Source organism: Streptomyces sp. NPDC054956, from assembly GCF_053609185.1.
Genome location: NZ_JBSGXB010000001.1, coordinates 66,905 through 79,040, shown reverse-complemented (window position 1 = coordinate 79,040; position 12,136 = coordinate 66,905). Strand labels below are relative to the sequence as shown.

Here is a 12,136-nt window from a genome sequence, read left to right as displayed (position 1 = left end):
CGGAGCACCGGGCTGAGAGGGCGCTGATCACCGTACGCGCGTCAGATATGCGTACGGGAAGAGGCTGCGTCGACCGCCGAACCTGTTACCGGGTAATGCCGGCGTAGGGAGATCAGGTCTCATGACCATTCAGGACGCACGCACGCCTGCCGTCAGCCAGGACGCCGACGGCCAGACCGAGCGCCAGCCCGGCTGGCACAAGGGATACCTGGCGGGCTCCCGCCCCGACATCCGGGTGCCGGTCCGCCAGGTCCACCTCACCAACGGCAAGGACGTGACGCTCTACGACACGTCCGGTCCGTACACCGACCCGCAGATCGAGACCGACGTGCGCCGTGGCCTGCCGCCGCTGCGCGAGAACTGGATCATCGGCCGCGGGGACACCGAGGAGTACGCGGGCCGCCCCGTGCGCCCCGAGGACGACGGCATCAAGCACACCTCGCCGCGCGGTGGCCTCAAGAACCTCGACGCGGTCTTCCCGGGCCGCCCGCGCCAGCCCCGCCGGGGCCGTGGCGGTGCCGCCGTCACGCAGCTCGCGTACGCCCGCCGGGGCGAGATCACCCCGGAGATGGAGTACGTCGCGATCCGCGAGAACGTGTCCCCCGAGGTCGTCCGCGAGGAGATCGCCGCAGGTCGCGCGGTCATGCCCGTGAACGTGAACCACCCCGAGATCGAGCCGATGATCATCGGCAAGCGGTTCCTGGTGAAGGTCAACGCCAACATCGGCAATTCCGCGGTCACCTCCTCGATCGAGGAGGAGGTCGACAAGATGACCTGGGCGACCAAGTGGGGCGCCGACACGGTCATGGACCTCTCGACCGGCCGCAACATCCACACCACGCGTGAATGGGTGCTGCGCAACTCCCCCGTGCCGATCGGCACCGTGCCGCTGTACCAGGCGCTGGAGAAGGTCGACGGCCGTGCCGAGGACCTGACCTGGGAGATCTACAAGGACACGGTCATCGAGCAGGCCGAGCAGGGCGTCGACTACATGACGGTCCACGCCGGCGTGCTGCTCTCGTACGTGCCGCTGACCGCCCGCCGCAAGACCGGCATCGTCTCGCGCGGTGGCTCGATCATGGCCGCGTGGTGCCTGGCGCACCACAAGGAGAACTTCCTCTACACGAACTTCGAGGAGCTCTGCGAGATCCTCGCGACGTACGACGTCACGTACTCGCTGGGTGACGGCCTGCGTCCCGGCTCCATCGCGGACGCCAACGACGCGGCGCAGTTCGCGGAGCTGAAGACGCTGGGCGAGCTCAACACGATCGCCAAGCGGTACAACGTGCAGACGATGATCGAGGGCCCCGGGCACGTCCCGATGCACAAGATCAAGGAGAACATCGACCTCCAGCAGGAGATCTGCGAGGAGGCGCCGTTCTACACGCTCGGCCCGCTGACCACGGACGTCGCGCCCGCGTACGACCACATCACCTCGGGCATCGGCGCCGCGATGATCGCCTGGTGGGGCACCGCGATGCTCTGCTACGTCACCCCCAAGGAGCACCTGGGCCTGCCGAACCGCGACGACGTGAAGACCGGCGTCATCACGTACAAGATCGCGGCGCACGCGGCGGACCTGGCCAAGGGGCACCCGGGCGCCCAGGAGTGGGACGACGCCCTGTCGGACGCGCGCTTCGAGTTCCGCTGGGAGGACCAGTTCAACCTGGCCCTCGACCCGGACACGGCTCGCGAGTTCCACGACGAGACCCTCCCGGCCGAGCCGGCGAAGACCGCGCACTTCTGCTCCATGTGCGGTCCGAAGTTCTGCTCGATGAAGATCTCCCAGGACATCCGGCGCGAGCACGGCGGCGACCTGAAGGCCGAAGAGATCCAGGCGGGCATGGCGGAGAAGTCCGCCGAGTTCGCGGCCGCGGGCAACCGCGTGTACCTCCCGCTCGCGGACTGACGCGGACTGACGCGGGCTCCGGCGCGCACGGGACGGCTCGCGACTCCGAGGGGGGAGCCGCGGGCCGTCCACGGGCGTCAGCCCAGTGCCGTGAGGTAGTCCCCCGGCGCGCCGGGGGCTACCGCGTTCCGTGTCACCAGAACGCTGAGGCAGCGGTAGGCGAGGTCGGTGGAGCCGTAGACGTGGTGGGCGACCAGGGCCAGCTGCTTGAGCTGCTCGTCGGTCATGGATTCGGGATGCCCGAAGTCGCGGACGTACACGATGTCGGCCTCGAGCAGCTGGTGCAGGGCCTGGCGGAAGTCGCCACCGAAGATCACCGGGGCGATCGGCCAGCGCTTGACCGCCGTGAAGGCGTGCGGGATGAAGCCCTGGCGGCGCAGCTCCTGGTCCACGTCGCCGAACACGGGCTGGTCCTCGTAGAGCGGAACGAAAGAGACCTCGGTGTGGATCGCCACGGCCTCGGCCAGCTTCTCCCGGGCGTTCTGGAACACCATCAGTTCGGCGCCCTGGATGTCGATCTTCAGGAGGTCGAAGGCGCCGACCTCCTCCACGTCGTCCAGCCGCCGGGTGCCGACCGGGATCTCCTCGCGGACGCTGCCCCAGTCGGTGAAACCGTTGAAGAGCCCGAGCCGGTTCGGATCGGGCTTGAAGAGGCTGGTCATCCCGGAGGCGGCCGCCACGTGGAGGGTGTGGGTTCCGCCGTCGCCGATGGCATCGGGCAGGTAGGTCTCGTACGGGCCCTTGCGGCGCCGGAGCTCTTCGAGGGCGTCGGGCTGGGGCTCGAACCCGGTCACCCGGCACAGGCCGGACCGCAGCATGTCCAGGTACGGCGGGTCCCCGTCGATCGGGTTGGCGCCGATGTCGACGACGTGGGTCTGGCGGACGGGCCGCACGAGCGCGAGCACGGGCGAGGCCGCGGTGGCTGAGGCGGGGGTGGTGGGTGTGGTGGTTGATGCGGTGACCGTCATGGCGTTCTCATCCTCACGATCAGGCGACGACTCGGTACGAGGCGCCCAGCTTCTGCCGGGCGAAATCGAGGTTCGCGCGGACCCGTTCGTGCTGCTCGTCGGGCAGCTTGCCCTCGCTCAGGAGTCGCTCGCAGCACTCCAGTGACTCCTGGTACTCCCCGACCCAGTAGGCGGCGATGGCCAGCTCGTCGAGCGCGCGCCAGTCGTGCCAGGCGAATTCGACGAACAGGATGTCCTCCGGGTGCGGCGTACGTGCCGCCTGCCGGGCGAACAGGTAGGCGAGGGGCCAGCGGCTTTCGAGGCGGCAGAGGCGGGCGAGCTCGCCGAGGGCCTCGGCGCGTGAGGGCCGGCCCTCGTGCGCGCGGAGGTAGCGGTCGAGGATCTCGGCAGGCGGCCTCCCGAGGTCGACCGCGAGCCGCGCGGCGTAGAGCCGGGCGCAGTAGACCTCCTCGGCCCAGCCGCCCATCGCGGCCCGGTGGTCGTAGGCGGCGAGGGACTTCTCCGGCTCCAACGCGTCGCGCCAGCTCTGGGCCAGGTAGAACGCGTACCGGGTGTTGTCGGGTTCCTTCGCGAGGCCTTCGGTGAGGACTTCCGCGTCCCGCAGGTACTTCGCCCGCTGGCCGCCTTCGCGCAGGCGGGCTCCGCCGCCGACGGAGAGGATGTTGAAGCCCTCGATCACGCCGCGGCTGTGTTCGGTGCCGCATTCGATGTACTCGTGGAGCACGCCCACGTACCGCCAGGGCAGCCGGTTGGAAACCAGCGCCGGCCGCCAGTGGACGATCGGGCCGTCGTGCAGGGCGACCTGGTACGCGTCGAGGGTCAGCTCCGGCATGCGGAACCCGGGACGCACCTGCATCTCGTCGTCGCCGTCGATGAAGAGGAGATAGTCGGCGCTGGAGCGCGCGAGTTCGATCGCCTCGGTGCGGCTGCCGTCGAAACCCTTCCACGGACGGTCGTACAGGGTGCCGGGCAGGTCGGCGAAGCAGTCCCGGATCACGTCCTGGGTGCCGTCGGTGGAGCCCGTGTCCACGATCACCCATGTGTCGATCAGGGGGCGCACCGACTCCAGGCACTTCCGGATCGTCGGAGCCTCGTTCTTGACGATCATGTTCAGACAGACGGTCGGCCTCACCACGGCACCCTCTCGTCGGACGGATCGGACGGATCGCGGGCGACGTTAGGGAGTGCGGCCGCCGATGGGGTGGCGGCACGCCGGTGCGCTACGGAGCGTGGGCGTCGACGAGTCCGTTCGTGGGGATCGGATGGGCTGATCTATTGATTTACATACCGGAACGCTCAAGGTGCGGCCTCCGTCTTCCGTAGCTCCCCAAGGAAGTTCGAACTCGCGGCCGGGCGTTCCCGTCCCGGCTCGCATTCCGTTCCGAAGGAGTGCCGTACATGAGTCGTGAGCACCGCCCCAGGCCGCAGCTCGGCCCCATCCCCCGCAACAAGGCCTGGCTTACGGGAGGTGCTCTGGCCTCGCTCTCCCTCGTGCTCGTGGGCATGGGCAGCCCCGTCCTCGCGGCGGTCAGGCCGGCCGTCACGACCGTGAGAGCCGCGAACCCTCCGGGTGACGACTGCGAGCCGCGGCACGAATGGTCGCCGGACGAGGAGTACCGGGGCGACGGCCGGGACGAGGAGTGGCGCGAAGAAGGGCGCGCTCGCCGCGACGGCCACCACGACGGCCACCACGACAAGTGCCCGCAGCCAGGACCGACGGGTGCGACCGGTCCCACGGGGGCTACGGGTGCGACCGGCGCCACGGGCGCTACGGGTGCCAGTGGCTCGACCGGTGCGACCGGTGCGACCGGCGCCACGGGTGCGACCGGTTCGACGGGTGCGGCTGGTGTGACGGGTGCGACGGGTGCCACCGGTTCGACGGGTGCTACCGGTTCGACCGGTGCGACGGGCGACACCGGCCCGACTGGTCCGACGGGCGCCACCGGCCTGACTGGTCCGACCGGTGCGACGGGCGACGACGGTACCGACGGTGCGACGGGTGCCACCGGTGCCACCGGTTCGACGGGTGATACCGGCCCGACGGGTCCGACGGGTCCGACGGGTCCGACCGGTGCGACGGGTGACGACGGTACCGACGGTGCGACGGGTGCGACGGGGGCGACCGGTGCCACCGGTTCGACCGGTGACACGGGTCCGACGGGTCCGACCGGCCCGACCGGCCCGACCGGCTCGACCGGTGCGACGGGTCCGACGGGTCCGACGGGTCCGACGGGTCCGACGGGTCCGACGGGTCCGACTGGCCCGACGGGTCCGACGGGTCCGACGGGTGCGGGTGCGACGGGTGCCACTGGCGCTACCGGTGCCACCGGTGCGACGGGTGCAACTGGCGCCACGGGTACGACCGGTGCCACCGGTCCGGCCAGTGCGTGCAACGCCATCGCCAACTACAAGCCCAACGGCTCCCGCGAGGTCAAGGCGGTGATGGTCAACGGGATCGCGTACGTCGGAATCCGCGGGCTCGGGTCGGAACTGACGCCCTTCGACTGGCACAAGTTGAGCACCAACAACGGCTACCCGCTCGGGACGGCATGCGGAATCGCCGTCGACGAGCACAACAACAACGCCAACATCGAGGTCGAGACCATCACCGGGGACATCTACGAGACCGTTTGTACGGTCGACACCAGCAACCCTCCGTCGCTGGTGTGCGCTGACTCGTGGCACCTGATCAACCCCGGCCCCACGTCGGTGGGCCGCAACGCGGCGGCCGAGCCCGCCAAGAGCTCGCCCGCCAAGAAGCCCGTCGTCAAGAGCAAGGCCGCCAAGAAGCCGGCCGCCATGCCCGCGGTGCCGAAGGGCAACAAGCACCGCCCCTGATGCCCTGAAAGGGCAACGCCCGGCCGCTCCCCAGGGAGTGGCCGGGCGTTGGCATGCTTGCGCTGGAGTGCGCTCCAGCTCCTACAGTGCGGCCCCATGAGCATGCGATACCGAATTCTGGGCGGGACCGGCATCGAGGTCAGCACGTATTGCCTCGGCACGATGATGTTCGGGGCGGTGGGCAACCCGGACCACGAGGACTCCGCACGGATCATCCACTCCGCGCTCGACCACGGGATCAACTTCGTGGACACCGCGGACATGTACTCCGCCGGGGAGTCCGAGACGATCGTGGGCAAGGCGCTCAAGGGCCGGCGGGACGATGTCGTCCTCGCCACCAAGGTGCACTTCCAGATGGGCGAGGGACGCAACCGCAGCGGGAACTCCCGGCGCTGGATCGTGCGCGCCGTGGAGGACAGCCTGCGCCGGCTGGACACCGACTGGATCGACCTCTACCAGGTGCACCGGCCCGACCACGGCACGGATGTCGAGGAGACCCTGTCGGTCCTCGGTGACCTGGTGCGGGCGGGCAAGATACGGGCCTTCGGCTGCTCCACCTTCCCGGCCGAGGAGATCGCCGAGGCGCATCACGTAGCCGAGCGGCGGGCCCTGCCGAGGTTCCGGACCGAGCAGCCGCCGTACTCGATCCTCGCGCGCGGGATCGAGAGCGGAGTGCTGCCGGTGGCCCGACGGTACGGGATGGGCGTCCTGACCTGGAGCCCGCTCGCGTCCGGGTTCCTGAGCGGCAAGTACCGGCTGGGCGGGGCCATCGACCTGACCTCGGGGCGCGCGGCCCTCACGCCCGCCCGCTTCGACCCGGCGATCCCCGGCAACGTCGCGAAGCTGGAGGCGGTGGAGAAGCTCGTGGAGCTCGCCGACTCCATCGGCTGCACGCTGCCCGAGCTCGCCGTGGCCTTCCCGCTGGCGCATCCGGCCGTCACGTCGGTGATCATCGGCCCGCGGACCATGGAGCAGCTCGAATCGCTGATGAAGGGTGTCGGCCTGGTCCTCGACGACGCCACCCTCGACCGGATCGACGAGATCGTGGAGCCGGGCCGGAACCTGTACCACCCGGACGGGGCCTGGCGCCTGCCTGCACTGGCGGACGTCACGCAGCGGCGACGGGCACTGGGAGACCGGTCCGCCGGCTAGCCGGGCGAGCGCTCCGGGCTCCGATGTTTCACGTGAAACATCGGAGCCCGGCTTCATCACCGGGGCTGATCCGGGACCGGGTTCCCTGCCGGACGGATGCGGTACTCATGTGCGCTGACCCGATCGGCCGTGCGGCAGACCGCCAAGTGGCGGTGCTCGCTGCGCCGTTCCGCTGACCGATGGGCGCGCCGGTCGGACTCGCGAGGGAGTGGTCTTCAGGATGGCCCGCGGAGAGCCGGTGCTATTTCCGGACCTTCTGAGTTCCATTCGATCCGGTGTGCGCGAGGAGCGGTAGATGAGTTCTGAGAACAAGGCCCGTACGTACCTGGGGCCGTTGCCCCGCCGGGCCGGCTGGCTGGCGGGAGGCACGCTCGCCTCGGTGGCGCTGGTGCTGGCGGGCATCGCGTCCCCGGCCGTAGCACTGGCCGAGGCGCCCGTGGGCTCGGACCCCTGCAAGTCGGGGAACCACAGACCGAATGCGAAGCGGGCCGCGGAGGCTGCGACCGTGACCGGGCTGCAGCTCGCGCACGACGACAAGTGCAAGGTGGGCCCGACGGGCCCGCGCGGACCCAAGGGACACAAGGGAGCGACGGGTCCCACTGGCCCGACCGGAGCCACCGGCGCGACGGGTCCGACCGGAGCCACTGGTGCCACGGGTACCGGCGCGACGGGTCCGACGGGCGCGACCGGAGCCACGGGTGCCACCGGTGCCACGGGCGCGACGGGTGCCACCGGTGCCACCGGCGCGGCGAAGTGCCTCGACGTCGACGCCTACAAGCCCAGCAACAGCGAGGAAGTGAAGGCCGTGCTGACGGCCGACGGCAAGGCGTACGCGGGAATCCGCAACCTCCGGCAGCCGATGCAGGCAGGTCCCACCGCCTTCATCTGGTACGACCTCACCGACACCCCGAACGGCGGCTACCCGCCCGGTGCCTGCGCGATCTCCATCGCCACGCAGAGCTCAGCGGCCGAGGGCGTCTCGATCCAGGTGCTGACCGAGGCTGGCGCGGTGTACGAGACCACGTGCGAGATCAACACGCTGGGGGCCGGTGTCCCGCCGTTCCCGGCCAACACCCGCATCCTCGACTGCAACGAGGTGTGGACCCTGCTGACCCCGGGCCACCCGGCGCCGGGTGACACCGGCCCGGTCCCGGCTCCTCCGCTGAACCGGGTCCACCCGAACCTGCGCGAAGGCGTCGGCAAGAAGCACGAGAAGGCCGACCACATGATCACCATGGAGGGCGAGACGATCCTCCCGTCGCAGCCCTCCGGCGAGTGACACGGCGTGCTGATCTGACGTAGCACCCACACCCACCGACGCGGCCCGGGCCGCCGACGGACCTCAGTCCGCCTGGCCGTCCGGGCCGCCGACGTCGGGGCTGGTGAAGTCCGGGCTCGTGAAGTCCGGGGACGTGTAGCCGGGCCGGGGCCCCTCGGCCGGGGCTCCGGGGCTGGTGAAATCGGGCCGGGTGTATCCCAGGTTGGGGATGCGCCCGGCCCCCGGCCTTCTCGGGGCCGGGAACGCGGCCCCCGCGCTGGGATCGGCCAGCGCGTCCCGCAGGAACGGCATGATCCCCCGCTCCAGCAGGGCGTTGCGCCAGGCCTCGCGGGCACGGGACACCTCGTCGGGCACGGCCTCGGTCTCGTCCGCCACCACCTCGGTGGAGCTGTTGCGGACGGCCGTCACCAGCAGCCCGATCACGGCGAAGAGCAGGGCCGCGGCGGTGAGCCCGCCGAAGAGCCAGCCCGCCGTCAGCATCGTGTCGGCGAACGCCGGTTCGGGCTCGATCATCTTCAGGATGTAGCCCACCATCAGGAAGATCACCATGGCGGTGCCGGCCAGGACCGGCGCGAGGACCGCGACCACGGCGCTGACGCCCGCGCCGCCGCCCGCGCCCTGTCCGCCGCCCTCCTCACCGGTGGTTCCGGGGGTGGACAGGATCTCGTCCTGCCGTTCCTTGCGGACCTTCACGTAGTGGTCGTACTCGGCGGCGGCCGCGGCCGTCAGCAGCGCGGTGGCCCCCATGGCCATGGTGCGCAGCTGTTCGGCGTTCAGCCGTTCGCCGATGGCGGCGAGCTCGGGCCGGTCGTTCGCGGTGCGCAGCGCCTCGTCGAGGAGCCGATCGAACTCCGGTCGGTCTTCGGTGAGCAGGTGCGGAGCGCTGGTCATGTGCATCCCCCGATGCTCCGTGGAGGCCGGTATGCCCGCGTAGACCCGGGCACCGGCACAAACGGAGGAGAGCCTGCTACGGATAGGGCGATGGTAGAGCGCCCGAGCCGTACGTTGACAGGGGCTTTCCGGAAATACCCAGCTCCGGGAAGCCCTAGTCGTTCAGCGGGAGTTGTACGACGAGTAGTTTGCCCGCCATCGTCACGCCGCCGTCCATCGCGATGGCCAGGCCTTCCGCGTAGACGTGCGGGCCGACCACGGCCTCCGGACCACGCGATTCGTCGCCGTCCTCGGTGCCCACCTCGCCCAGCAGGTACGGGATGGGGCTGTGCCCGTGCACGACGCGGCTGCCGCCGTAGGTGCCGAGGAGCTCGCGGACGGCCGCGGGGCCGCTCTCCTCGTCCCGGAAGGCGAAGCGCTTGGTGAACTTGCGGAACAGGTCCCAGGTGATGTCGGCGTCGTTGCGGTTGAGCAGCTCGTGGATGGTGTCGTTGACGTCCTCGACCGAGTCGCCGTAGTCGAGGTAGGCGGTGGTGTCGGAGTGCAGGAGCAGGTGGTCGTCCACCAGGACGGCCGCGTCCAGCCGGGACATCCACTGCAGGTGGACGTCCTGCAGGCGCTCCATGTCGGTGCGCTGTCCGCCGTTGAGGAGCCAGGCGGCCTGGAAGGTGGCGGTGCCGGCGCCGGAGGCGACGGGGGTGTCACCGAACCGCTTGGCGCCGATGAGGAGCAGTTCGTGGTTGCCCATGAGGGCCTTGCAGTAGCCGCCGGCGGCCGCGGCCTCGGCGGAGAGCCGCATGACGAGGTCGATGACCCCGATGCCGTCGGGGCCGCGGTCGGTGAAGTCGCCGAGGAACCAGAGCCGGGCGTTGCCGGCGGACCAGTTCTGGTCGGCGTCGATCAGTCCCTGCACCCGCAGCTCGGCGACGAGCTCGTCGAGGTAGCCGTGGACGTCGCCGACGACGTAGAGCGGGCCCGGGCCGTCCGCCGCGGCGTCCTGGGGGACGTACTGGACCTGGACGGTGTCGCCGGGGCCGCCGAGGGCGCCGTGCCCGATGACGGGCAGGTCCCGCTGCGTCGGCGTGTAGCCCTCGTCGGGCTCGTCCTGTTCGGCGGCGTGGCCGGTGGCGCGCACGGGTTCACCGTTGCCGATGCCGCCCGTTCCGTAGGGGGCTTCGTGGCCGGAGCCGTGCTGAGCTGCGGGCCGTACGGCGCTCCCGTACCCGTAGCCGTACGCGTGCTGCGCGGGAACGTGGGAATGGCCCTGGTCGTAGTACACGGGGTACTCGCCGTAGCCGGTGGCGTCACCGGTGAGCCGGGTCGCCCCCGCGGCCACGGCATGTGGGGCTGGTTCGGCGACCGGCAACCGGAAGTCCCGCTCGGTGTCCGTCCGCACCGCGGGTCCCTGACCGGCCCCCTGAGTCATCGACCCCTCCACCACCGTCGCGCTGCCGTACACCTGCGGACCCTCCTGCCTCCGGGGCGGAGGGTCCGTGATGTCGTGCGCCCATCATAGGAATGCGGCTCGCGCTCTGTGACGCACCAGGGGTGGTGAATCCTGGCCGGAGCCGTTCGTTCCTACCGCTTTCTCCCGATATCGGTGTTGCTGAAATCCTCGGCGGGGCCGGCGGCCCCGCCGGTGGGCCGGCGTGGTGGTCAGTCCTGTGCCGGGGAGCGGGGTGGGCTGACGGTCGTACGGGGCTGCCTGCGCTGGGACGAGGTGCGGATGATCAACTCGGTCGGGACGACCTGTTCGACGGGTCCCCCCGTGTCGACGCCCTCGATGGCGTCGATGAGCAGCTGTACGACGGCGGTGCCGATGCGGCGCGGTTTGAGGGACAGGGTGGTGATGGGGGGTTCGGTGTTGGCGTAGACGGTGGATTCGCTGCAGCACACGAGCAGCAGGTCCTCGGGAACGCGCAGGCCGTAGCGCCGGGCGGCGGCCAGCAGGTCGGTGCCGTTGGGGTCGAAGAGCCCGTAGACGGCGTCGGGCCGGTCGGGCCGGGCGAGCAGCCGGTCGGCGGCGACGGCGCCGGCGCACGGGTCGTGGGCGGGGTAGGACTCGTAGACGGGATCCTGGCCCACGCGCTCGCACCAGCGCAGGTACGCGGTGGTGGAGAGACGGGTGTAGGTGTCGGTGGTGGTGCCGGTCAGCAGCCCGATGCGGCGGGCGCCGGCGGCTGCGAGGTGGTCGAGGAGGCCCAGTACGGCGGCTTCGTGATCGTTGTCGACCCAGGCGGTCACGGGGAGTGAGCCGGCCGGGCGGCCGTCGGAGACCACGGGAAGGCCCTGGCGGACCAGTTCGGTGACGACGGGATCGTGGTCGGAGGGATCGATGACGACGGTGCCGTCGAGGGCCACGTTGGACCAGACGTCGTGTCGTGAGGTGGCGGGGAGGATGACGAGGGCGTAGCCGCGGGCGAGCGCGGCGGAGGTGGCGGCCCTGGCCATCTCGGCGAAGTACGCGAATTCGGTGAAGGTGAAAGGTTCATCCCCGTACGTCGTCACGGTCAGGCCGATGAGGCCCGACTTGCCGGTACGGAGGGTGCGGGCCGCCGCGGAGGGGCGGTAGCCCAGCCGGTCTGCGACTTCGCGAACGTGGCGGCGGGTGGCGTCCGGCAGGCGCCCCTTGCCATTGAGCGCGTCGGAGACGGTCGTGATCGAGACGCCCGCCGCGGCGGCCACGTCCCTGATGCCGGCCCGGCCTTGTCGGCCGGCGGCCCGCCGGGTGGTCTCGGTCCGGCTCACCTGATGCTTCCCTGCTGCTGTCATGGCGTGCCGATAGTAGGGCTCGGTGGGTCGGGTGGTCCGGATGCATATGCAGGCGTTGACAGGCACGATTCTGCACGGTTCGCCACCCCCAATGACCTTGGAAACATAGGTATTTGGTGGCGAAGAGTGCAGGGTGCACTTGTCGTCGGGCCCGGGCATGCCAAAACGGAGCGCTCCGGGGCCTGTCTCAACTCACCTGTACGAGGGACGCGCGCCACGGCGCAGGCCACCGGCGCACGCATATATGCGTGCGCTCTCCCGCATTCCTGGCGCCTGCCGTTCTCGGATGGACGGAATCCTCATAAGGTGAGGAGTATTGAGTCGACG

General features: G+C 70.6%; 9 protein-coding genes. 4 read left to right on the top strand and 5 right to left on the bottom strand.

Annotated features, from left to right (window positions below):
* The first annotated feature begins 121 nt into the window (after nt 1-121).
* A complete protein-coding gene (gene thiC, locus ACWGDE_RS00340; protein WP_453386698.1) occupies nt 122-1,909 on the top strand; it encodes a phosphomethylpyrimidine synthase ThiC in 1,788 nt (595 codons plus the stop codon).
* A 77-nt stretch (nt 1,910-1,986) separates the two neighbouring features.
* Here thiC and ACWGDE_RS00335 read toward each other — a convergent pair whose 3' ends face one another.
* Both ACWGDE_RS00335 and ACWGDE_RS00330 read right to left on the bottom strand, forming a co-directional pair.
* Nucleotides 1,987-2,877 (bottom strand): FkbM family methyltransferase, encoded by an 891-nt coding sequence (locus ACWGDE_RS00335; protein WP_453386697.1) that lies wholly within the window; start codon nt 2,875-2,877, stop codon nt 1,987-1,989.
* 19 nt (nt 2,878-2,896) lie between these two features.
* The gene (locus tag ACWGDE_RS00330; protein ID WP_453386696.1) at nt 2,897-4,009 is read right to left on the bottom strand and encodes a tetratricopeptide repeat-containing glycosyltransferase; all 1,113 of its coding nucleotides are present in this window, start codon (nt 4,007-4,009) and stop codon (nt 2,897-2,899) included.
* A 266-nt stretch (nt 4,010-4,275) separates the two neighbouring features.
* On the opposite strand from ACWGDE_RS00330, the gene ACWGDE_RS00325 reads away from it, so the two are divergent.
* From ACWGDE_RS00325 to ACWGDE_RS00315, 3 genes are all read left to right on the top strand, one after another.
* Nucleotides 4,276-5,715: a hypothetical protein gene (locus ACWGDE_RS00325; RefSeq protein WP_453386695.1), complete on the top strand. Its 1,440-nt coding sequence runs from the start codon at nt 4,276-4,278 to the stop codon at nt 5,713-5,715.
* A gap of 102 nt (nt 5,716-5,817) precedes the next feature.
* Nucleotides 5,818-6,867, top strand: coding sequence for an aldo/keto reductase (locus ACWGDE_RS00320; protein ID WP_453386718.1), 1,050 nt, complete (start codon nt 5,818-5,820; stop codon nt 6,865-6,867).
* A 295-nt stretch (nt 6,868-7,162) separates the two neighbouring features.
* The gene (locus ACWGDE_RS00315; RefSeq protein WP_453386694.1) at nt 7,163-8,146 is read left to right on the top strand and encodes a hypothetical protein; all 984 of its coding nucleotides are present in this window, start codon (nt 7,163-7,165) and stop codon (nt 8,144-8,146) included.
* A gap of 63 nt (nt 8,147-8,209) precedes the next feature.
* On the opposite strand, the gene ACWGDE_RS00310 is transcribed toward ACWGDE_RS00315, so the two are convergent.
* From ACWGDE_RS00310 to ACWGDE_RS00300, 3 genes are all read right to left on the bottom strand, one after another.
* Nucleotides 8,210-9,043 (bottom strand): hypothetical protein, encoded by an 834-nt coding sequence (locus tag ACWGDE_RS00310; RefSeq protein ID WP_453386693.1) that lies wholly within the window; start codon nt 9,041-9,043, stop codon nt 8,210-8,212.
* Nucleotides 9,044-9,191: 148 nt separating this feature from the next.
* On the bottom strand, nt 9,192-10,478 hold the full coding sequence (locus ACWGDE_RS00305) for a metallophosphoesterase (protein WP_453386717.1): 1,287 nt from the start codon (nt 10,476-10,478) through the stop codon (nt 9,192-9,194).
* A 215-nt stretch (nt 10,479-10,693) separates the two neighbouring features.
* A complete protein-coding gene (locus ACWGDE_RS00300) occupies nt 10,694-11,809 on the bottom strand; it encodes a LacI family DNA-binding transcriptional regulator (RefSeq protein WP_453386692.1) in 1,116 nt (371 codons plus the stop codon).
* Nucleotides 11,810-12,136: the final 327 nt, after the last annotated feature.